This is a genomic window from Agromyces sp. LHK192, from assembly GCF_004006235.1.
Lineage (GTDB): Bacteria > Actinomycetota > Actinomycetes > Actinomycetales > Microbacteriaceae > Agromyces.
This window is the reverse complement of record NZ_CP034753.1, coordinates 1432788-1454005: the sequence shown is the minus strand read 5'-3', so window position 1 is coordinate 1454005 and position 21218 is coordinate 1432788. Positions and strand designations below refer to the sequence as shown.

At 73.5% G+C, this 21218-nt stretch carries 17 protein-coding genes; 8 read left to right on the top strand and 9 right to left on the bottom strand.

The features are described 5' to 3' along the window. Positions 1 to 20: 20 nt before the first annotated feature. Genes ELQ40_RS06415 through mtrA form a run of 3 tightly spaced genes read right to left on the bottom strand, consistent with a single transcriptional unit; the run spans position 21 to position 4054 of the window. A complete protein-coding gene (locus ELQ40_RS06415) occupies positions 21 to 1709 on the bottom strand; it encodes an LpqB family beta-propeller domain-containing protein (RefSeq protein WP_127792941.1) in 1689 nt (562 codons plus the stop codon). Continuing rightward, on the bottom strand, positions 1702 to 3366 hold the full coding sequence (gene mtrB / locus ELQ40_RS06410; RefSeq protein ID WP_240665973.1) for an MtrAB system histidine kinase MtrB: 1665 nt from the start codon (positions 3364 to 3366) through the stop codon (positions 1702 to 1704). Before mtrB ends, ELQ40_RS06415 begins: the two co-directional genes overlap by 8 nt. Before the next feature lie 7 nt (positions 3367 to 3373). Further along, a complete protein-coding gene (gene mtrA / locus ELQ40_RS06405) occupies positions 3374 to 4054 on the bottom strand; it encodes an MtrAB system response regulator MtrA (protein ID WP_127792940.1) in 681 nt (226 codons plus the stop codon). 357 nt (positions 4055 to 4411) lie between these two features. Here mtrA and ELQ40_RS06400 point away from each other — a divergent pair, with 357 nt between their 5' ends. The 6 genes from ELQ40_RS06400 to ELQ40_RS06375 all read left to right on the top strand — a co-directional run bounded on the left by ELQ40_RS06400 (position 4412) and on the right by ELQ40_RS06375 (position 10824). Continuing rightward, positions 4412 to 5617 carry a glycerophosphoryl diester phosphodiesterase membrane domain-containing protein gene (locus tag ELQ40_RS06400; protein WP_164863497.1) on the top strand — a complete coding sequence of 402 codons (1206 nt, stop codon included), beginning with the start codon at positions 4412 to 4414 and terminating at the stop codon, positions 5615 to 5617. 4 nt (positions 5618 to 5621) lie between these two features. Next, complete coding sequence (locus tag ELQ40_RS06395) at positions 5622 to 6290, top strand: DUF4129 domain-containing protein (RefSeq protein ID WP_127792938.1); 669 nt, start codon at positions 5622 to 5624, stop codon at positions 6288 to 6290. Next, the gene (locus ELQ40_RS06390) at positions 6287 to 7591 is read left to right on the top strand and encodes a DUF4350 domain-containing protein (protein WP_127792937.1); all 1305 of its coding nucleotides are present in this window, start codon (positions 6287 to 6289) and stop codon (positions 7589 to 7591) included. The genes ELQ40_RS06395 and ELQ40_RS06390 overlap by 4 nt, the downstream gene beginning before the upstream one ends. After that, the gene (locus ELQ40_RS06385; RefSeq protein WP_127792936.1) at positions 7588 to 8559 is read left to right on the top strand and encodes a MoxR family ATPase; all 972 of its coding nucleotides are present in this window, start codon (positions 7588 to 7590) and stop codon (positions 8557 to 8559) included. Before ELQ40_RS06390 ends, ELQ40_RS06385 begins: the two co-directional genes overlap by 4 nt. Before the next feature lies 1 nt (position 8560). Then, entirely contained in the window at positions 8561 to 9898 is a 1338-nt protein-coding gene (locus ELQ40_RS06380; protein ID WP_127792935.1) for a DUF58 domain-containing protein, read from the top strand. A gap of 131 nt (positions 9899 to 10029) precedes the next feature. Further along, positions 10030 to 10824 carry an aquaporin gene (locus ELQ40_RS06375; RefSeq protein WP_127792934.1) on the top strand — a complete coding sequence of 265 codons (795 nt, stop codon included), beginning with the start codon at positions 10030 to 10032 and terminating at the stop codon, positions 10822 to 10824. Between the two features lie 26 nt (positions 10825 to 10850). Here ELQ40_RS06375 and ELQ40_RS06370 read toward each other — a convergent pair whose 3' ends face one another. Next, the gene (locus ELQ40_RS06370; RefSeq protein ID WP_127792933.1) at positions 10851 to 11849 is read right to left on the bottom strand and encodes a stage II sporulation protein M; all 999 of its coding nucleotides are present in this window, start codon (positions 11847 to 11849) and stop codon (positions 10851 to 10853) included. 17 nt (positions 11850 to 11866) lie between these two features. Here ELQ40_RS06370 and ELQ40_RS06365 point away from each other — a divergent pair, with 17 nt between their 5' ends. Further along, positions 11867 to 12709 carry an RDD family protein gene (locus tag ELQ40_RS06365; protein ID WP_127792932.1) on the top strand — a complete coding sequence of 281 codons (843 nt, stop codon included), beginning with the start codon at positions 11867 to 11869 and terminating at the stop codon, positions 12707 to 12709. A gap of 61 nt (positions 12710 to 12770) precedes the next feature. Here the strand turns inward: ELQ40_RS06365 and ahcY are convergent, their stop codons facing one another. The 3 genes from ahcY to ELQ40_RS06350 are packed head-to-tail and all read right to left on the bottom strand — an operon-like array spanning position 12771 to position 15941. After that, positions 12771 to 14249 carry an adenosylhomocysteinase gene (gene ahcY, locus ELQ40_RS06360; RefSeq protein WP_127792931.1) on the bottom strand — a complete coding sequence of 493 codons (1479 nt, stop codon included), beginning with the start codon at positions 14247 to 14249 and terminating at the stop codon, positions 12771 to 12773. Positions 14250 to 14298: 49 nt separating this feature from the next. Beyond that, positions 14299 to 15729, bottom strand: coding sequence for a phosphomannomutase/phosphoglucomutase (locus tag ELQ40_RS06355; protein WP_127792930.1), 1431 nt, complete (start codon positions 15727 to 15729; stop codon positions 14299 to 14301). Continuing rightward, entirely contained in the window at positions 15726 to 15941 is a 216-nt protein-coding gene (locus ELQ40_RS06350) for a DUF3499 family protein (RefSeq protein ID WP_127792929.1), read from the bottom strand. The genes ELQ40_RS06355 and ELQ40_RS06350 overlap by 4 nt, the downstream gene beginning before the upstream one ends. A gap of 120 nt (positions 15942 to 16061) precedes the next feature. On the opposite strand from ELQ40_RS06350, the gene ELQ40_RS06345 reads away from it, so the two are divergent. Further along, the gene (locus tag ELQ40_RS06345) at positions 16062 to 16430 is read left to right on the top strand and encodes a hypothetical protein (RefSeq protein WP_240665972.1); all 369 of its coding nucleotides are present in this window, start codon (positions 16062 to 16064) and stop codon (positions 16428 to 16430) included. Positions 16431 to 16491: 61 nt separating this feature from the next. Here the strand turns inward: ELQ40_RS06345 and ELQ40_RS06340 are convergent, their stop codons facing one another. Together ELQ40_RS06340 and ELQ40_RS06335 are read right to left on the bottom strand one after the other, a co-directional pair. Beyond that, on the bottom strand, positions 16492 to 17946 hold the full coding sequence (locus tag ELQ40_RS06340; RefSeq protein WP_127792927.1) for a DUF5719 family protein: 1455 nt from the start codon (positions 17944 to 17946) through the stop codon (positions 16492 to 16494). After that, complete coding sequence (locus ELQ40_RS06335) at positions 17939 to 21106, bottom strand: glycosyltransferase (RefSeq protein ID WP_127792926.1); 3168 nt, start codon at positions 21104 to 21106, stop codon at positions 17939 to 17941. Before ELQ40_RS06335 ends, ELQ40_RS06340 begins: the two co-directional genes overlap by 8 nt. Positions 21107 to 21218 lie beyond the last annotated feature (112 nt).

The following is a 21218-nucleotide window of genomic DNA, read 5'->3' as shown; positions in this document are numbered from 1 at the left end:
GCAGGGGCCGTCCCGCACGGTCAGCGCAGGGGCAGCTGCGTCGCGACCAGCACGATGCCGGTCGCCTGCGCCTGCCAGCCCTGACCCGACCGGACGTCGAAGTCGCCCGTCTCGGTGCGCACTCGGAGGTCGCCGACCGTATTGCCGCCGGAGAGTTCCACGCCGCCGTCGGGCCCGGCCCGCACCGCCTCCGGGACGCCGCCGAGCACCTGGACGATCACGCGCGTGCCGCTCCCGCTGGCGGTGAGCGACGCGACCGATCGGTCGTCGAGCCAGACGACGTCGCGCGGGCTGCCGTCGATGTGCTCCAGGTCGAGCACGGTCTTGCCGAGCTCGACCGGCATGCCGTCGGCGTCGCGGACGATCGATGCCGCGACGAACCGCGTCGTGGCGCCGTCGCCGAGCAGCGCGAGGACGCGCGTGCCGTCGCGCGACACCTCCAGCGCGGCGATCTCCGTCCCGGTCCACGGCACAGGGACCTGCACGCTCGAACCGTCGGGGCGGGAGGCGGTGAGCTGATCGGGCGAGCCGCGCGGGACCGTCCAGACGACCCCGAATCCGTCGATGGCCGGCACGATCAGGTCGGCGCGCGGGTCGAGCGAGATCGGCTCCTCGTCCGTCGTCACGAGCGACACCCCGTCGGCCGCGCGCACGGCCGCCGACTGTCCGTCGGCGCCGACCGCGGCGCCGGTCGGAGCGAGCGCGGGCAGCTGCTCGGAGATCCCCTCGATCGGCGTGATGGACGCGCCGCCGGCGCTGAGGTGCCCGAACGACTCTCCGTCGTAGACGACGGGGCGCGCCGGGACGACCGGGTCCACCACCGGAAGCGGCCGGGTGCCCTCGCCGCGCTGCACGACGCCGTTGAGCGAGAGTTCGACGTCGCCGACGCCGCGAACGCCGTCGAGGCTCTGATCGAGCTGGAACCGCATCAGCTGCACGGTTCGCTGGTCCTCCGTCGAGACGCCGGTCAGCTCGACGCTCGCGACCCCGCTCGTGATGGGCACCGCGTCGGCGGCGAGTGCCGCGTCCTCGGGGAACGCGGTCGCCACGCCGGGGTCGAGCCACTCGGCCGGCCCGGCGAGCAGGGCGCGGACGATCTTCGTCTGCACGGCCTCGCGTCCGGCGAACCACCGGATGTCGGGCACCGCATACTGCTCGGTCGGATCGATGAAGGTCAGGGCATGCGAGTTGAAGGCACGCGTGAAGTTCGAGGTGTCGATGAGGATGCCCGGCGGCGCCGACGAGATCCGCCACTCCTCGTCGACCTGCTCGAACGCGTAGTCCAGCGCGATGGGCGCCGGCGAGCCGGTGATCTGGTACTGCCCGTTGGCGCTCAACTCCGCGGTCGGCACCACCTCGAGACGCATCGCGGCCTCCCCCGTCGTCTCGAACTCCCGGCTCGCGAACTGGTCGATCGTCGCACCGTCATCCGCCCGCCACTCCTCGCCGAACGCGGGCGTCAGGAACTCGCGGGCGACCGCGTAGTTGTCGCGGGCATCGGTCGCGGCGTCGAGGAATCCCCGCAGGATCTGGTCCTGCGTCTCGCCGCCCTCCGGACCCTCCGCGATGAGCTCGGGGTCGGGCGAGTCGGCGCGGGCCTGCGGCTCGCCGCGATGCACGGCACCGGAGTCGGGGATGCTCGCGCATCCGGTGAAGGCGACCAGCGCGGCGAGCGCAACGAGCACGCCGCCCCGTCTCGGATCACGCATCGTGCACCTCCAGGCTCTGCGTGTCGAACGACCCCGTCGGCTCTCCCGGCCCCACGGCATCGGGATCGGCGGGTTCGAGCGGCAGCGGCGAATCGTCGACGGTCCCGCCTCGCTCCCTCGGCAGCGTCAGTCGGAAGACCGTGCCGACCCCGGGCTTCGACCACACGTCCAGTCGTCCCCCGTGCGCGACGGCGTCCTCCAGCGAGATGGCGAGCCCGAGGCCGGTGCCGCCGATGGTGCGCTGGCGGCTCGGATCGGCGCGCCAGAACCGGTCGAACACCCGGTCCGTCTCCTCCTCGGTCATGCCGAGGCCGTAGTCGCGCACGCTGAGCGCCACGGCCTGCGCATCGCTGTCGACGGCGACGAGGATCGGGCGCCCTTCACCGTGCTCGATCGCGTTGCCGACGAGGTTGCGGACGATGCGCATGACCCGCCGCGGATCGACGGCCGCGTCGAGATGCCCGCCGGGCGCGACGAGCCGGAGCTCGCTGCCCCGCCCTCGAGCAAGCTCGTGCATCGACTCGATGGCATCGCCCGCGAGGTGGACGAGGTTGGTCGGCTCGGTCGCGAGTTCGACGGAACCGGCATCGTAGCGACTGATCTCGAGCAGGTCGGCCAACAGGTTCTCGAACCGGACGGTCTGCGTGTGCAGCAACTCCACGGTGCGCGAGGTGGGCCCGGCGAACTCCTCCCGCTGCCCGTAGAGGACGTCGCCGGCGAGCCGGATCGTCGTGAGCGGCGTCCGCAATTCGTGCGAGACATCCGACACGAACCGTTGCTGCATGACCGAGAGCTCGGCGAGTTCGCGGATGCGGGCCTGGAGCGTGTCGGCCATCCCGTTGAAGCTCGCCGCGAGCGTCGCGAGCTCGTCCTCGCCCTTCTCCGGGATCCGGACGCCGAGGTCTCCCGCAGCGAGTCGGCGGCTCGTGGTCGCGACCGTCTGCACGGGCTCGATGACCCAGCGGACGACCAGCAGCGTGATCACGCCGAGCAGGATCAGCAGGGCCAGCGCGCCGATGATGCCCGTCGTCTGCATCGAGTCGAGCGTGGCCTGCGCGTCGGCGAAGGAGTACCCGATGTAGAGCTCGTACGTTCCCGCCCCGGGTACGTCGAGGTCCGTGCCGACCACGACGCCGGGCTCGCCCTCGATCGTCACGGACTGCCAATACTGCTCACCGGGGTGCTGCTGCACGCTCTCCCGGAGTTCGGGGGTGACGAGACCCGCGAGCAGCGGCGAGAGCTGATCCTGCGGCGCGTTCGAACTGCTGGCCTGGTCCGGCGCGCGGAACAGGGCGATCGCCGAGCTGCCCGACACCGTCTCCGCGGTCTGGAAGACCTGGTCCATGACGAGCTCCATGGCCGCGCGGTCGGCGGCATCCGACGAATTCAGCACGTTCTGGGCGGCGGCCGCGGCGGCGTCGGAGGCCGTGAGCGCGCGGTCGAGTTCCGACTGGAACAGGTTCGACGCGATGCTGAAGGTGATGTAGACGCCGATGATGAGGATCGCCAGCCCCGACAGCACGATCGTCAGCAGCACGGTCCGGATCTGCAGCGAGCGGCGCCACGTCGCCGCGACGCGGGCTGCGATCGACCGGATCCGCGGCCCGATCCCCCCGCCGGCCGCGCCGACGGGGGCTGCGGATGCCTCGCCGGTCACGATCGCCCTAGGTCGTCGCGCCGGCGCGGTACCCGACGCCGCGGACCGTCTGCACGATGCGCGGGTTGTCGGGGTCGTGCTCGACCTTGGCGCGCAGGCGCTGCACGTGGACGTTCACGAGGCGCGTGTCCGCCTTGTAGTGGTACCCCCACACCTGCTCGAGGAGCATCTCGCGGGTGAACACCTGCTGCGGCTTCGACGCGAGCGCCAGCAGCAGGTCGAACTCGAGCGGGGTCAGGTTGATGCGCTCGTCGCCCCGGCGCACCTCGTGCCCGGCCGCGTCGATCGTGAGATCGCCGACGGGGATCGTCTCGACGGCCGACTCGGGCGCGGGCCGCAATCTCGTGCGGATCCGGGCGACGAGCTCCTTCGGGTTGAAGGGCTTGACCATGTAGTCGTCGGCGCCGGATTCGAGCCCGCGGACGACGTCGGCCGTGTCGGACTTCGCCGTGAGCATGATGATCGGCGTGCCGGATTCGGCGCGGATCCGCCCGCAGACCTCGATGCCGTCCACGCCGGGGAGCATGAGGTCGAGGAGCACCAGGTCGGGCTTCGCGTCGCGGAACGCCTGGACGGCGGATGCCCCGTCGGCGCAGAAGACCGGGTCGTAGCCCTCGGTGCGCAGGACGATGCCGATCATCTCGGCGAGTGCCGTGTCGTCGTCGACGACGAGTACGCGTGCGGTCATCGGTGTCGTTCCCGGTCGTGGCCGCGGCGAGCGCGGCGAGAGCTGATCGGGTCCAGCGTAGTCGGTCGTGCTCCGAACACGACCGACGGGCCCACGGAGCCTCGCGGAAGGTGCACCCGGCGGACGATGTGGAAGCATGGACGGGAACGTCGACGAGGAGAATGGACGGCACGTGTCCGATCGAACGTGGCAGGCACCCGACGGCGGCGCCGCACTGCCGCCGGTCCCCCGGAGCCCGCCCCGCCGCAGCGCGTTCCGCCGCAGGCGGCCCCGCCCTGGCAGGTTCAGCCCCAGCCGGCCCCGACCGCGGTGTTCCCGGCACCGGTCGCCCACCCGCCAGCCGCCCCGAGGCCGCCCGTGCCGCACCACGGCTGGACGCCGCCGCCCAAGCCCGGGCTGATCCCGCTCCGGCCGCTCTCCTTCGGCACGCTGCTCTGGGCGCCGTTCCGCACGCTGCGGCGCAACCCGGCACCGACGTTCGGCAGCGGGCTGATCGTCCAGCTCGTCGTGCTCGTGCTCACCGCCGCGGTCGTCGTCCCGTTCGTGCTGTTCGCGTCCAGCCGGACGACGCAGGCGTCGATCGAGGACCAGGACGCGATCCTCGCGGGCTCGATCGCGGGCATGCTGCTCGCGATGCTCGTCCCCGTCGCCGTCTCGGTGGTGCTGGGCGCGTTCCTGCAGGGCGTGATGGTGATCGAGGTGGCGACCGGCACGCTGGGCGAGAAGCTGCGGTTCGGCGAGCTCTGGCGCCGTGCTGCGAAGCGGTTCGGCCCCCTGGCGGGCTGGACGGCGCTGCTCACGGGCGCATACGTCGTGCTGTTCGCCGCCGCTGCAGCGATCGTGATCGCCGCCGCCGCCCTGGGCGGGCCGGTCGGCGCGGTGAGCGCCGTCGCGATCCTCCTGGTGGTCGCGCTCGGCGTCGCCGTGCTCTGGGCGTGGCTCGGCACGAAGCTCGCGCTCGTGCCGAGCGTCATCGTGCTCGAGCGGCTCGGGATCCGGGCGGCCGTGCGACGCTCCTGGCAGTTGACCGACGGGGGCTTCTGGCGGATCTTCGGCACGATCCTGCTGGTCTCGGTCATCCTCAACTTCGCCGGGCAGGCGATCACCCAGCCGCTCGCGCTCGTCGGCGGCATCCTCGCGGGACTCCTCGATCCGACGGGCACCTCGGGTGCCATGACGACCACGCTGATCGTGGTGTATGCGATCACGGGGCTCCTGACCATCGTGGTCGGTGCGATCACGATGGTCGTGCAGGCGGGTCTCGTCGCCGTCATCGCCATCGATCAGCGGATGCGGAAGGAGGGCCTCGACCTGGACCTCCAGCGCTACGTCGAGCTCCGCGACGCCGGGCACGAGGTTCCCGACCCGTATGCGGAGCCCGCTCCGGAGCGCCCGCGGTATCCGGCCGCACCGTACCCGCAGCCGTACCCCGCGCAGTCGTATCCGCCGCAGCCGTACGCTGCGCAGCCGCACCAGGCCCAGCCGTACCCGGCCCAGCCGTACCAGGCCGAGCCGTACCCGCCCGCGGGCCCGCCCACGACGCCGTCGGCGCCGACCCGGTAGCCGCGTGCGCCCCGGCGACATCCCCGTCGAGCCAGACCGCGACGACGCGCGGCGCTGGGTGCTCGACGAGCTCTCCAGGCCCGAGTACCGCGAGGCCGAGCCGACGTGGTTCGACCGGATGGCCCAGGCCGTCGGTGACTGGATCGCGGGTCTGATCGGCGGCAGCGCCGGGCTGCCTCCCGCTGCGCTCGGTGCGATCGTCGTCGCGCTCGTCGTCGCCCTCCTCGTCGTCGGACTCCTCGTCTTCGGCGTGCCGCGGCTCCGCCGTCGCGACCGCGGCGGCCCTGCGCCGCTCTTCGACGACGGCGACACGCGCGACCTCGCGACCCTCCGGCGGGCCGCCGACGCCGCCGAGGCCGCGGGGCTGCTGGACCTGGCGATCGAGGAGCGGTTCCGCGCAGTCGTCCGCGCCCTCGCGGACCGCGAGGTGGTGCATCCGGCACCGGGCATGACCGCCCATGCGTTCGCCCGAGCCGGCGGCGTCGGATTCCCGGCATTCGCCGAGCGGCTCGAGGACGCCGCCGTCGCCTTCGACGGCGTGCGATACCTGGGCCGGCCGGGCACGGCCGGCGAGGCGACCTCACTCGCCGACCTGGATCGCGCGCTCGAGACGGCGACGCCGATGCACGCGACGATGCCGGGGCCCGCGACGACCGCCGGGGCCGTCAGATGACGGCGCCGGCCGGCGCGAACCCCTCGGCCGCTCCCGTCGCATCGGCTCCGGCTGCGGCGCGTACGCCCACGCTGCGCGAGCGGCTGCGGCGGCAGCGCACCTGGCTGGTGCTCGGCGTCGTGCTCCTGCTCGGCGGCGCACTGACCATCGCGATCCGCGGGTTCGGTTCCGCGGGCGCGATCCCCCTCGGCGCATCGGATGCCTCCCCCGCCGGCTCGAAGGCGCTCGTGCAGGTGCTGCGCGGGCAGGGAGTCGAAGTCGTCGAGGCCCGCACGATCGACCAGGCGGTGTCGGAGGCCGGATCCGACGCGACGGTGTTCCTCCACGACGCCGACGGACTCCTCGGCTCGGACGACCTGGAGCGGCTCGCCGGCTCCGCGGAACGACTCGTCGTCGCAGCGCCCGATTTCACGACGCTCGAGACCCTGGCCCCGGGCGTCCGGCATGCCGGAGTACCCGGGGGCCGGCTCGACGCCGCGTCGTGCGACTTCGGACCGGCCGAGCGCGCCGAGGCGCTGTCGGACGGGCAGCGGCTGCTGGCTGTCGACGATGACGCGGTCGACGACGGTCGGGAGGGCTGCTTCCCCGACGGCGACGACGGATTCGCCCTCGTGACCGGCCCCGGCCCCGAGGGCGGAGAACTCGTGCTCGTCGGCGCCACCACGGTGTTCGAGAACGCCGCCATCGACGAGGCCGGCAATGCGGCGCTCGCCCTGGGCGCGACGGGCGCCTCGCCGCGACTGGTCTGGTACCTGCCCGGCCCGACCGATGCCGCCGGCGGCGGCGCACCCACCCTCGGCGAGCTCATCCCCGGATGGGTCAGCCCGGTGCTCGTGCTCGCCGTCATCCTGACCGTGGTCGCCGGCGTCGTCGCCGGTCGGCGATTCGGCAGGCTCGTCGTGGAGGATCTGCCGGTGCACGTGCCCGCCGGCGAGACCGCGGCGGGGCGGGCACGCCTGTACGCGGCATCCGCCTCGCGCGGTCACGCCCTCGACCAGTTGCGCATCGCCGCCATCCGCCGGCTCGCGAAGACGCTGCGACTGCCCGCCGCGGCGAGCGTCGACGACGTCGCGTTCGCCGCGGCATCCGCGGTGCACGCCGACCCGGCGCGGATCCGCTCGCTCCTCGCCGACGAGCACCCCGCCGGGGACGCGCGCTTCACCGAGCTCGCGCGCGAGCTCGACGCGCTCGAGCACGACGTGCGGGCCGCGATCCGGCCGGACCACGACCCGGCGGCCGGACGGCGCGACGCGCCAGGGCCCGCCGTTCCCCGCCCCGACCAGACAGGAAGGCGTCCATGACCGACCAGCATCCGAACGACGACGAGCTGAGGGGCGCGCTCGACCGCGTCCGCACCGAGGTCGGCAAGGCCGTCGTCGGCCAGGACGGCGCGGTGACCGGCCTCATCATCGCCCTCCTCGCGAACGGCCATGTCCTGCTCGAAGGCGTCCCGGGCGTCGCGAAGACGCTGCTCGTGCGCACGCTCAGCCGCACCCTCCGGCTGGAGACCCGACGCGTGCAGTTCACTCCCGACCTGATGCCCGGCGATGTCACCGGGTCGCTGGCGTACGACCCGCGCACCGGCGAGTTCGAGTTCCGCGAGGGCCCGGTGTTCACGAACATCCTGCTCGCCGACGAGATCAACCGGACGCCGCCGAAGACGCAGTCCGCACTGCTCGAGGCGATGGAGGAACGACAGGTGTCGGCCGACGGCGTCACCCGGCCGCTCCCCGTGCCGTTCCTCGTCGCGGCGACGCAGAACCCGATCGAGTACGAAGGCACCTACTCGCTCCCGGAGGCGCAGCTCGACCGGTTCCTGCTGAAGCTCGTCCTCGACGTCCCGGAGCGCGCGGCGGAGGTCGCCCTGCTCCGTCGGCACGCCGACGGATTCGATCCGCACGACCTGGCCGCGGCCGGAGTCGAGCCCGCGCTCGGCGCGGACGAACTCGCGCTCGCGCGCGCCGCAGCCGCCCGCGTGGGCGTCTCCGACGACGTGCTCGCGTACCTCGTCGACCTCGCCCGCGCGACCCGGGTGAGCCCGTCGCTGCGGCTCGGCGTGAGTCCCCGAGGCGTCGCCGGCCTCCTCGCGGCGGCGAAGGCGTGGGGCTGGCTCACCGGATACGCCTCGCTGACCCCCGACCACGTGCAGGCCATGCTGCTGCCCGTCTGGCGGCACCGGGTGCAACTGCGGCCCGAGGCGGAGCTCGAGGGCGTCTCGGTCGACCAGGTGCTGCGCAGCATCGTCCAGCAGGTGCAGGTGCCGCTCTGACATGGCGTGGTCGGGCAGATTCGCGTGGCTCGTCGCGGCGGGCGTGATCCCCGTCGTCGCGGCCGGGATGGCGAGCGCGTGGGCGGCGTGGGCGACGCTGCTCGCCTGGGTGCTCGTCGCACTCGGTCTCGGCGCGCTCGATGTCTCGCTCGCGGCCTCCCCCCGGCTGGTCGCCCTCGCGCGCGACCTGCCCGACCGGGTGCGACTCGGTGAGACGGTCGACGCCTCGCTGATCGTCCACAACCTGGGGTCGCGCACGTTGCGCGCGGTCGTCCGCGACGCCTGGCAGCCGTCCGCCGGCCTGGCGGGCACGGGACGCACGGTCCTGACGATCCCCGCCGGGGAACGACGCCGGATGACCCTCCGCCTGACGCCGTGGCGACGCGGCGACCGCCGCGTCGACGACGTGACGATCCGGTCGTTCGGGCCGCTCGGGCTGTGGGCGCGGCAGGCGACCCTCGCGGCGCCCGGTCGGCTGTGCGTCCTGCCGCCGTTCGCGTCGCGCGTGCACCTTCCGTCGCGCCTGACCAGGCTGCGGGAGCTCGACGGCCGCACCCCGATCCTCCTCCGCGGGCAGGGCACCGAGTTCGACACGATCCGCGAGTACGTGCGCGGCGACGACGTGCGCTCGATCGACTGGCGCGCGACCGCCCGGCGACCCGATCCCGAGGCGCCCGGATCGTCGAAGCTCATGGTGCGCACATGGCGGCCCGAGCGCGACCGGCGGATCGTGATCGTCGTCGACACGTCGCGCACCGCGGCCGCGCGCATCGCCGACGAACCCAGGCTCGACACGGCGTTCGAGGCGTCGCTGCTGCTCTCGGCCCTCGCGGCGCACGCGGGCGACCGCGTCGACTTCCTCGCCTGGGACCGGCGGGTGCGCGGCCGGGTCCACGGCGCGAGCGCGGGCGACCTGCTCGCGCGCATGGTCGACACGATGTCGACCATCGACGCCGAGCTCATCGAGGCCGACTGGGCATCGGTCCCCGCCCAGGTCCGGCGCCTGACGAGCCGGCGGTCGCTCGTGGTGCTGCTCACGGGCGTGGACTCGCCGGGCACCGCCCGCGGGCTGCTGACGATGCTGCCGCAGTTGACCCGGCAGCACCTCGTGCTCGTGGCATCCGTCGCCGACCCCGAGGTCCTCGACCGCGCCCGCGATCGCGAGGACCTCGACGCCGTGTACCGCGCGGCGGCGGCCGAACGCGCGCTGCTCGACACGACGCGCGTCGCCGAGGCGATCCGCCGTCTCGGCGGCGACGTCGTGACCGCCTCGCCCGCGGACCTGCCCCCAGCGCTCGCCGACCGCTACCTGGAGCTGAAGGCCGCCGGCCGGCTCTGACGTGGCCGCGCGGCACTGCGACGCGCGGCACGGCGACCCTCGACGACACGGAACGTCTTCGAGTCCGATGGCCGGACCCGCGCCCGATACGGTGGTCGACGCTGCGCATTCTCGAACGGAGCGTTCGACCCTTGTCCGTACCCACCACGACCACGAGCACCACCGCCACCCCCGCATCCGGTGCTGACGCGACTCCCTCCACCGCCCAGCGGCTCGCCGCTGAGGCGATCGGCACCTTCATCCTCGTCTTCGGCGTGATCGGCACCGCCCTGTTCGCCGCGGCCTTCGGCGGCGGCGAGGGCGGCCTGGGCGTCGGCTTCCTCGGCGTCTCGATCGCGCTCGGCCTGAGCGTCGTCGCCGCCGCCTCCGCGTTCGGAGGCATTTCCGGAGGTCACTTCAACCCGGCCGTCACCATCGGCCTCGCGGCCGCCGGACGCACCGGATGGCGCGATGTCACCGGATACCTGCTCGCCCAGCTCGTCGGGGCGATGCTGGCGACGACCGCGCTCGTGGGCGTGCTGGCCGGCGGTCCGGGGTACGACCCGGCGGCACTCCAGGGCGTTTCGACCGGCTGGGGCCCGCTGTCGCCCGGCGGCTTCGACCTCGGGGCGGCCATGCTCACGGAGACGATCGCCACGGCGGTGCTCGTCGCCGTCATCCTCGGCGTCACCGGACCGAGGGGGCCCCAGCGGCTCGCTCCGCTGGCGATCGGCTCGAGCCTCACGGCCCTCGCGCTCGTCGCCATCCCCGTCTCGAACGCCTCCTTCAACCCCGCCCGGTCGATCGCGACCGCGATCTACGGCGGACCCGAGGCGATCGGCCAGGTCTGGCTCTCGATCGCCGCGCCGATCCTGGGCGCCGTGCTCGCCGGTCTCGCCCACCGGTTCGTCTTCGACCGGCCCCTGACCGACCCGGCGCGGACCTGAACGAACGGATCGACGGGCGGGCGGATTCAGCCGGCCGTGATGCGGCGGGCGCCCGCCCGCTCCTCGTCGAGGTCGCCCGTCGCGCCGCCGAGTGCGGCTCGACGGCCGACCACGAGCATGACGACGAGGAGACCGGCGAGCGCGAGCACGCCGATGCCGATCTTGACGACCCACGGCCAGGGAGCGGGCGTCACGAACCCCTCGATGAGGCCGGCGACCAGCAGGAAGAACACGAGGCCGATCGCGACGCCGAAGAGGGCCCGCGCCTCCTGCCCGATCGCCTCCATGCGGGTGCGCGCGCCCGGCGCGACCCAGGCCCAGAAGATCCGCAGGCCCGCACCGGCCGCGACGAAGATGCACGTGAGTTCGAGCAGGCCGTGCGGGGCGATGTACAGGAAGAAGTCGTCGGCCTCGCCGTACACGAACATCACCGCCGCGTTGGAGCCGAGGTTGATCGCGTTCTGGACGATCACGTACGGCACCCACACGCCCGTGATCCCGAACGCGATGCACTGCGCGGCGATCCAGGCGTTGTTGGTCCACACCGACCCGGCGAACGAGCCCGCCGGATGCTCGGAGTAATACGCGACGAATCCCTCCTCGGCGATCTGGCGCAGCTCCGCCTCGGTGCCGAGGTTCGCGAGCGCGCGAGGATCCGCCGCGAGCCACCAGGCGACCAGCGCTGCGATCGCGAAGGTCGCGAGGGCACACGCCAGCGTGAGCCACCGCACGCGATACAGCGCCGCGGGCAGCGATCGCGCGGCGAATCCGGTGAACTGCGACAGCGGGTTCTCCGGCGCCCCGGTGAACCGCAGGCGGGCGCGTGCGAGCGAGATCGACAGCCGATCGCCGAGCGCGGTCGAGCCCGCGGTCGTCTGGATCATCGAGAGGTCGGATGCCCCGGACTGGTAGCGCTCGATCAACTCGTCGGCCTCGCTCCCCGACAATCGACCGGAGGATCGCGCGAGCGCGTCGAGGCGGTGCCATTCGGCGTGGCGGGCGGTGGCGAGGGCGTCGAGGTCCATCTGCTTGAATACTAGCCATGTCGCAGCCCGCGCCTCTCGAACGATCAGCGGTCGGCGGCGCCGACGATCCGCTCGTCACCGGCGAGGCGGTCGCCCTCGACGTCCGGCCCGCGAGCGCGGTGATCCGAGCGGGCGGCACGGCCATCGACGTGCTGGTGAGCGTCGTCCTCCTCCTCGCGGTGGTGCTGGCGCTCGCCGGGCTGGACGCCGATGAGGCCGCATGGCGGGCGGTCGGCATCTCGAGCCTCGTGTTCGTGCTCGTCGTGGTGCCGACGGCCGTGGAGACCGCCACCCGCGGGAGGTCGCTCGGCAAGCTCGCCCTCGGGCTGCGGGTCGTGCGCGACGACGGCGGCGCGATCGGCGTGCGGCACGCGTTCGTGCGCGCGATGACGGGCGTCCTCGAGATCTACATGACCTTCGGCGGCCTCGCCGCACTGGTGGGGTTCCTCGATCCCTCGTCGAAGCGGCTGGGCGACATCCTCGCCGGCACGCATGGGCAGGTGGAGCGCGCGCCGCAGGTCGTCGCGCAGTCGTTCGGCGTGCCCGCGCCCCTGCTGGGGTGGGCCCGCGTCGCGGACGTCGGGCGTCTGCCCGACCCGCTCGAACGCCGGGTCGCCGCGTTCTTCCGCAACGCGCCCCACCTCGTGCCGTCGAGCCGCGCCCGGATCGCCGCGGAGCTCGCCGCGGAGGTCGCCCCGTACGTCGAGCCGGTTCCGGCGGTCGCCGACGAGTTGTTCCTCGCCGGGGTGGTCGCGCTCCGGCGCGAGCGCGACCTGGCAGCGCTCAACCGGGAGGCCGAGCGCCTGGCCCGACTCGAACCGGTGCTCGACGATCGGCCGGTGGGGTTCCCGCGCCGTTGAGCGGCGCGGAACCCGGGCGCGCGCCCGACCCGAGGCCTTCGCGACGCGGGCCCTCGTTCGCTCAGTACCGGTAGTGGTCGACCTTGTACGGCCCTTCGACCGGTACGCCGATGTACGCCGCCTGCGAGGGCGTCAGCTCGGTCAGCTCGACGCCGAGCGCGTCGAGGTGCAGGCGCGCGACCTTCTCGTCGAGGTGCTTCGGCAGCACGTACACGCCGACCGGGTACTCCTCGGGCCGGGTCCAGAGCTCGATCTGCGCGAGCACCTGGTTGGTGAACGAGTTCGACATGACGAACGACGGGTGGCCGGTCGCGTTGCCGAGGTTCATGAGGCGACCCTCGCTGAGCACCAGCACGCTGCGGCCGGTCGGCAGTCGCCATTCGTGCACCTGCGGCTTGATCTCGACGCGTTCGGCGCCCTCGAGCGACTCGAGCGCGGCCATGTCGATCTCGTTGTCGAAGTGGCCGACGTTGGCGACGATCGCGAGGTGCTTGAGCCCGAGCAGGTGGTCGAGGCGGACGACGTCCTTGTTGCCGGTGCCCGTGACGAGGATGTCGACCTCGCCGAGCACGGACTCGAGGCGCGAGACCTGGTATCCGTCCATGGCTGCCTGCAGCGCGCAGATCGGGTCGACCTCGGACACGATGACGCGCGCGCCCTGACCGCGGAGCGCCTCGGCCGCGCCCTTGCCGACGTCGCCGTAGCCGCACACGAACGCGACCTTGCCGCCCATCAGCACGTCGGTCGCGCGGTTGAGGCCGTCCGGCAGCGAGTGGCGGATGCCGTACTTGTTGTCGAACTTCGACTTCGTCACGGAGTCGTTGACGTTGATCGCAGGGAAGGCGAGCCCGCCCTCGGCGTGCAGTTCGTACAGGCGGTGCACGCCCGTCGTGGTCTCCTCGGTCACGCCGCGGATCTCCGCCGCGATGCGGGTCCACCGGTCGGGGCTCACCGCCAACGAGCGGCGCAGCGTGTCGAGCACCACCCGGTACTCGTGGCTGTCGCCGTCGGATGCCGGCGGCACCGCGCCGGCCGCCTCGAACCGCGCACCCTCGTGCACGAGCAGGGTCGCGTCACCGCCGTCGTCGAGGATCATGTTCGGCCCGTTCCAGTCGGCCCCGGCCTCGGCGGCTTCCGCCGACCAGTCGAAGATGCGGTCGGTGCACCACCAGTACTCCTCGAGCGACTCGCCCTTCCAGGCGAACACCGGAACCCCGGCTGGCTCGTCGACCGTGCCATCCGGCCCCACCACGATCGCGGCAGCGGCTTCATCCTGCGTGGAGAAGATGTTGCAGCTCGCCCAGCGCACCTGCGCGCCGAGCGCGACGAGCGTCTCGATGAGCACCGCGGTCTGCACGGTCATGTGCAGGCTGCCCGCGATTCGCGCGCCGGCGAGGGGCTGCGCTCCGGCGAACTCCTCGCGCAGCGCCATCAGGCCGGGCATCTCGTTCTCGGCGAGGCGGAGCTGGTGACGGCCCGCCTCCGCGAGCGCGAGATCGGCGACCTTGAACGGCAGGACGGTGGTGTCGGAGAGCGTCATGCGCTCCATTGTCGCAGGCGGATGCCGACGCCGCCGCACCCGTTCGGAGTCAGCCGCGGATGAGGGCGAGCACTTCGTCGCGGATCGCGCGCATGGTCTGCTCGTCCTCGCCCTCGACGTTCAGTCGGAGCAGCGGCTCCGTGTTGCTCGGTCGCACGTTGAACCACCAGAAGGGCTCGTCCTCGGCCGTGAGCCCGGTGACCGTGAGCCCGTCGAGCTCGTCGAAGTCGCCCCGTCCGGTGAAGGCCTCGACCACGCGCGTGTAGGCGGACGGGACGTCGTCGACGGTCGAGTTGATCTCACCGGACATCGCGTACGGCGTGAACCGCGCGGCGAGCTCCGCGAGCGGGGCATCCTGCGCACCGAACTCGGCGAGCACGTGCATCGCCGCGAGCATGCCGTTGTCGGCGCCCCAGAAATCGCGGAAGTAGTAGTGCGCGGAGTGCTCGCCGCCGAACACCGCAGCCGTCTCGGCCATGCGGTCCTTGATGAGGGAGTGGCCGACGCGGGTGCGGACCGGGTTCGCGCCCGCCGCGACGATCGTCTCGGGAACGGCGAGCGAGGTGATCAGGTTGTGGATGACGTTCACGTCCTCCTCGCCGGCAGCCCGGACCCGGGCGACCTCGCGGAGCGCCACGACCGCCGCCACCGCCGAGGGGCTCACCGCGTCGCCGGACCCGTCGACCACGAAGCAGCGGTCGGCGTCGCCGTCGAAGGCGAGGCCGAGGTCGGCGCCGTGCTCGACGACGGCGCGCTGGAGGTCGACGAGGTTGGCCGGCTCGAGCGGGTTCGCCTCGTGGTTCGGGAACGTGCCGTCGAGCTCGAAGTAGAGCGGCACGATCTCGAGCGGCAGCGCCGGCAGGCCCGCGGCTTCGCCGAGCACCGCGGGGACGGTGAGGCCGCCCATGCCGTTGCCCGCATCGACCACGACCTTGAGCGGGCGGATGCCGGAGAGGTCGACGAGCGACCGCAGGTACGCGGCGTACTCGACGAGCACATCGGCGGTCGCGATACTGCCGGGCTGGGCGACCGCGTCGATGCCGCGCTCGAGGTACACGGCCGCGCGGTCGCGGATCGCGGCGAGGCCGGTGTCGAGCGAGATCCCCTTCGCACCCGCGCGGGAGAACTTGATGCCGTTGTAGGCCGCAGGGTTGTGACTGGCGGTGAACATCGCCGCCGGCGCATCGAGCGAACCCGACGCGTAGTAGCTCTCGTCCGTGGAGCAGAGCCCGATCGCGACGACGTCGGCCCCCCGCGCCGTGGCTCCACGCGCGAACGCCGTCGCGAAGCCCGGCGAGGAGCCGCGCATGTCGTGGCCGACCACCACCCGGGCGCCGGCCGCCCCCACCTCGTCGACGAACGCGGCGCCCAGGGCGGCGACGACCTCGTCGGTCAGCCCTTCCCCGACGATGCCGCGGACGTCGTAGGCCTTGACGACCGCGGCGAGTGGGCTGGGCGGTGCAGGCTGCGCGGAATTCACGCCCTCGAACCTAGTTCACCGAGCGGCAGGTGGCGAACGACCTGCCATCCGCGCGGTGCAGAGGTGCGCTCGGCGTGGCGGGCGCAGAGGTCGTAGCCGTGAGGTTCGCGACGAGGTGCCAAGGGGCCGAGCACGGCGAGCGAGTCGGCGTAGTCGTACGTGAGGGTCGCGACCGCCTCGGCGGTGCATGCGGTGCGCGAACAACGTCTCATGGCAGGACTCAGACTAGCGATGCGGTGGACATTACGATGGATCGCATGCCCCGTTCCCGCCGTGTCGCGTCCGCTCCGAGGTCGCCTCGCCGGCTCGCCCGCGATCGTCACGGACGCGGCATGCGTTCCGCGGTCACGGGGCCGCACCTGCCGATGCTGCGTTCACGACTCGACGAGTTCGACCTGATCGTCGCGACGACGGCGTCCTACCTGCGCAGCCTGTGGCCCGAGCTCGAGGGCGTCGTCATCGAGGTCGCGCAGGGCCCTGCGGAAGCGATCCACGACGACCACGTCGACCGGTGGAAGGTCTACCACGACGAGCGGCGCATCCTGTTCTTCCGGTTGCCCATCGTGCGGTTCCTCCGGCTCCAGGAGGGCGAGGACCGCGACGAGAAGCTCCTCGTCGAATCGTGCGTCTACCGAGCGGTCGCCGACCTGCTCGGCAAGGATCCCTGGGAGCTGGCGCCGGGGCGATACCGCCACTTCTGAGGTTCGGGCCCGTCCGCCGCCGAGGCCGACGTCGCAGGATGCCCGCGACCGCCCGCAGGCATCAGTGCGGGTAGACCCGGATCGGCGCATCCGCGGGCGCCGCCGGCTCGACCACCGTCGCCGCGATGAGGCGGTCGTCCTCGTAGCTGACCGAGGCGTACAGGCCATCGGCGTCGCGCAGCGTGAACCCGCTGCCGGGGTCGACGTCGACGCCCACCGCGGCTCGAGACGGGATCTCGACCTCGCGTTCCCCCGACGACTCCGCGACGACGACCGACAGCGTCTCGTCGGTCGGGTTCACCAGGTGCAGCCGCGGCGCCGGTGCGTCGGCGATCGCCACCGCCGCGTCGCCCACGAGCGGCGACGCCGCAGCGAACCAGGCGACGTCCCCGGGCTCGCCCACCGACTGCGTGTCACCCGTCGCGGGGATCGGAGCGATGTTCGAGCGCGCGGCGGCGACGAGCGGTTGGTCCGAGGCGATGCGCACCGTGTAGGTGCCGGCCGGGACGTCGCCGAGCGGCACGTCGGTCACCTGGCCCGGCAGCAGTTCCACCTCGATGAGCTCGCCCTCGTCGCCGCCTGCCGGCACGAGTTCGAGTTCGACGTCGGCCTCCTCCGCACCGGGGGCGAACAGTCGCACCACGGGGAAGCCGTCCCCGGTCAGGTGGTCCTCGTCGACGGCGATCCCGCCTGCCTCCGCCACGACCACGCCCGGGATCACCTGCTCGGACGAAGCAGCCGCGGTCGCACCGACCAGGTCCGCGCCCGCGGGCACGAGACCGTCGATCGACGCCTGCTGGAGCGTCGCCGCGATCCGCCCTCCAGTGGCCGTCACCTGTACGACCGGCGAGTCGAGGTTCGGGGCCAACCCCGCGAGCGAGATCACCCGCTGCTCCTGCGGCGGCACCTGGATGCCTCGTGCCGTCGGAGCATCGACGGGGCCGTCGGTGCCGAATATCCGCAGATCGACGCTCGCGGCGACGTCGGTGGGATTCGCGAGCAGCACGAGCGTCACCCTCCCGAGCGCCGTCGATCCGCCCACGAGCCAGGACTCGGCCAGCGCGTCGCGGCACGCGGCCACCGCGAGCCCGGCCATCGTCTCCGTCGAAGCCTCCTGCGATTGGACGCCCGCCAGCAGCCCCGCGTCGACCTCGGTCGGCTCGGCGACGAGCGCCGTGGGCGTGCCGTCCGAATCCGCCTCGGGGTTGTCGGGCGCCGTGAGGTCGATCTCCTGGACCGTCGCGCTCGCCGGCTGGACCTGGGTCACGAGGTCGGGGCTGTCGAAGGAACTGGCGGTCGTCGCCGCGGCCGCGTCGTCGGCGAGTTCGAGGAGCGGTCCCGGGCAGACCCGCACCTGCCCGCTCGGCTCGGGCCGAACCTCCACCGACTGGGGCTCGGCGCGATATCCGGGCCAGTTCGACTGCAGCCCCACCATGACCAGCACACCGCCCGCGGCGAGCGCGGCGACGCCCGCGAGCGTCCGCAGTCCGGCCTTCACGAGCATTCCCCTAGCCACGTTCCTCGTCCTCCGGGTCCACGCCACCTGCATCCGTCGTCGCGTCATCCGCCGGCTCCGCGCCCCCCGCCGGCTCCCCGTCGTCGACCTGCTCCGTTTCGGCCGAGGCATCCGCGTTCACGACGACGCCCGCGATCTCCGATCCCGGATCATCCGGCACATCCGGTTCGACGGTCCCCGCCCCCGCCGGGATGATCGGGGCATCCGGAACCTCCGGGGCCTCCGCAGCGTCCGCGGTCTCCTGCGCCTCCGCGGTCTCCGACCCCGGCTCCGCGTCGTCCGGGCTCGCGACGCCCGCCGCGGCGGCCGTGCCGGTCAGCGCCGCAGCGGGCACCCGCTTCGGGCGTCGCGATCGCGGCGCCCGGGGGGCACGTCGATCGGTCTCCCGCCCGATGCCGGTCGGGATGGAGAGGAGCAGCGCGAGGCCGAGCACGACGAGTTGGAGGACCGTCCAGCGCAGTCCGGTCTCGCCCCCTGGATCATCCGGGATCGCCGCGGCGGGCGCCGGAGACGGTGCGTCGGCGAAGCGCCACAGCACGCCGAACGCGGTCTCGCCGACCGGGACCAGCGCGGCGTTGCCGTCGAGGGCGGCGCGCGCCCGTTCGACGGTCGCCTCGGCGGCGCGGTCCTCGCCGGCCTCGCCGAGCAGCACGAACGTCGTGCCGAACTGCTCGATCGCCGCCGCAGCATCGAATCCGCTTCGCGACGCGAGGTTGCCGGCGAGCTCCGCCAGCTCCTCCTCGTCGGCGGTGAGCTCCGGCCGGGTGGCGTCGAGCGTCGACTGGTCGTCGAGGGTCGTGCCGGCGCCGTGCTCGAGCGAGGCGTGGATGCTTCCGTCGGCGAGCGGTTCGAGCCGCATGGTCGTCACCCGCGGGTCGTCGGATGCCTCGGCGACGACGAACGCCGGCAGCTCGCGCGTGCCTGCCGGGCCGACGTCGACGCGCCCCGAGACCAGGTCGATCGCGAGCGGCAGGACGAGGCCGAGGGCCGCGGCGCCTGCCAGCACCGCAAGGCCGGCGGAACCGCGACGGACGGCGTCGAACGCGATGACCGCACCGAAGACGAGGCCGGCGAACGCGAGGCTCTGGCCGGCCCCCGTCCAGACCTCGACCGCCTCCGGCCCGACCGTCGCGACCGACAGGCGGGATGCGGCGACGGCGGTCGCGAACCCTGCCGCGGCCGCCGCGAGGGCCACGAGTGCGCCGCGGATCCGCGTGCGACCACCGGCGACCGATGCCGCGGCCGCGAGCACCAGTGGTGCGAGCAGGGTGAGCGCCGGCCAGAGCGGATCCCAGCCGGTGCCGAGCGAAGCGACCACCTCGTCCCAGCCGCCGTCGGAGCCGCCGGGGAATCCGATCGCGAGCCAGCCCGGCTCAGGCACCGCGGACGGCGACGGCACGCCCGGGTCCGCGACCAGGCCGAGCCACGCGCCCCGCTGGACCTGCTCCCACACGAGCGGCGCGGCCAGCGCGATCGCCGGCACCGGGAGCAGGAGGTAGCGCACCATGGCACGGCCGCTGACCGCCATCGCGACGATCCAGCCGAGCAGGAGCGCCGGTGCGAGGCTGGGCGCCGCGGCGACGGTCGCGGCGAACAGGAGGCTCGCCGACGCGGCGGCCGCCCAGCTCGTCGCCGCGCCCAGCGCGGCGAACGCGAGCCAGCCGAGCAGCACGTGCGCGAGCACCGCACCGGGTCGTCCATCGCCGAGGGCGACGAGGAACGGCGGGGCCAGCATCCAGACGAGCCCCGCGAAGGCGCGCACGGCGGCGCGGTCGGTCAGCCGGCTGGCGGCGAACCAGGCGCCGAGCGCCGCGAGCGGCATCGCAAGCAACCACAGCAGCACCATCGCGTACGACGGCGACCAGAAGGTGATCGAGCCGAGCACCGCGAGGAGCCCTGCGAACGGATCGGCGGCACCGACGAATCCGGCACCCATGTCCCTCCAGCCGTAGGCGGCGTTGGTCCAGAGCTCCCCGAGTCCACCCGACAGCGGGGCGAGGGCGCCGCCGCCGATCCCCGTGGCACCGAGCAGGCGACCGAAGACGACGAGCGACCCGGCGAACGCCGCGAGCAGCACCCACCCTCCGCCCGTGCCGATGAACTGCACCTCGTCGGTGCGCCCGCGGGCGCGCGCACGTCGGGCCTCTGCGGCGGCACGGCGACGGCGACGCATCTCATCGGCGGAGACCCGAAGCGGTGCGATGGCCGCCCAGCCCACCTGCTTTCCGCGCCGGAGCCGTCCGCGCGCGCGGGCGACGCGCCCGAAGGCGAACATCGCCCCGAGCGCTGCCGCGAACTCGCCGCCGATCGCGCCGGGCGCCTTCAGGAGGAGCAGGCCGATGGAGCGACCGAGCGCGAGCGGCAGCAGGCTCAGCCAGTGCACCGGCACCACGACCGCGGGTGCGTAGACGAGGCGACGGTGCAGGTGGGCCGAGCGCGCGATCCGCCGCGCTCGCCGCGCGGCGCGGGCCCGGCCGATGCGCTGTCCGGAGACGCCCTCCTCGGCGACGCGGACGCGAGCCGTCGGCACCGCGCTGACCCGGTGCCCGGCGAGCCGCGACCGGATCGAGAAGTCCAGCGCGTCGTCGGCGACCGGGAGGCCGGGATCGAATCCGCCGAGGTGCCGCCAGACGGTGTGCCGGACGAGCACGCCGGCGGGGTCGACGCCGAGGACGTCGCTCAGGTCGTCGTGCTGCCCCTGGTCCAGTTCATCGGCGACGAGGTCGACGGTACGACCGAACCGGGTCACGGAACGCCCGAGGTGCGCGATCCGGTCGGGTGCGTCCCAGCGCAGCAGCTTGGGCCCGGCGACCGCGACCGAGCGCTCGGTCTCGAGCGTGGCGATGAGTTCGGCGAGCGCGCGCGGCTCGGGGGCCGAGTCCTCCGCGAGCAGCCAGAGCGCGTCCGCGTCGCCGGCCGGCGCCTCCAGCACCCGGTCGGCGGCGCGGACGGCCTCGCCGAACGAGGCCCTGGCACCGAGCCGCACCACGTGCCCCGGCGCTGCGGCGCTCACCTCGTCTTCGACTGCGCCGGGGGCGTCGTTGAGGACCACGATCAGGTCGTCGGGGCGCCGCTCCTGCGAGGCGAGCGCGGCGATGGTGTCGCGGAGGCGGTCGCCGCCGCGCTGAACGACGAGGATGGCGGTGACTCGAGGGGACATCGGCGCCAGCCTAGGTCGCTCTGGACCGAGTGCCGGCTTTCAGCGCGGGCGTGCCGCGAACCGAGGTCCGCGGCACGCGTCGCGTTCGGCGCGCGATCGCGCCGGTGGTCCG

Coding starts and splice junctions, on each gene's coding strand:
- ELQ40_RS06415 (WP_127792941.1), bottom strand. CDS start 1,709: ATGCGTGATCCGAGACGGGGCGGCGTGCTCGTTGCGCTCGCCGCGCTG.
- mtrA (WP_127792940.1), bottom strand. CDS start 4,054: ATGACCGCACGCGTACTCGTCGTCGACGACGACACGGCACTCGCCGAG.
- ELQ40_RS06390 (WP_127792937.1), top strand. CDS start 6,287: ATGACGGCGCCGGCCGGCGCGAACCCCTCGGCCGCTCCCGTCGCATCG.
- ELQ40_RS06385 (WP_127792936.1), top strand. CDS start 7,588: ATGACCGACCAGCATCCGAACGACGACGAGCTGAGGGGCGCGCTCGAC.
- ELQ40_RS06380 (WP_127792935.1), top strand. CDS start 8,561: ATGGCGTGGTCGGGCAGATTCGCGTGGCTCGTCGCGGCGGGCGTGATC.
- ELQ40_RS06370 (WP_127792933.1), bottom strand. CDS start 11,849: ATGGACCTCGACGCCCTCGCCACCGCCCGCCACGCCGAATGGCACCGC.
- ELQ40_RS06365 (WP_127792932.1), top strand. CDS start 11,867: ATGTCGCAGCCCGCGCCTCTCGAACGATCAGCGGTCGGCGGCGCCGAC.
- ahcY (WP_127792931.1), bottom strand. CDS start 14,249: ATGACGCTCTCCGACACCACCGTCCTGCCGTTCAAGGTCGCCGATCTC.
- ELQ40_RS06350 (WP_127792929.1), bottom strand. CDS start 15,941: ATGAGACGTTGTTCGCGCACCGCATGCACCGCCGAGGCGGTCGCGACC.
- ELQ40_RS06345 (WP_240665972.1), top strand. CDS start 16,062: ATGCGTTCCGCGGTCACGGGGCCGCACCTGCCGATGCTGCGTTCACGA.
- ELQ40_RS06335 (WP_127792926.1), bottom strand. CDS start 21,106: ATGTCCCCTCGAGTCACCGCCATCCTCGTCGTTCAGCGCGGCGGCGAC.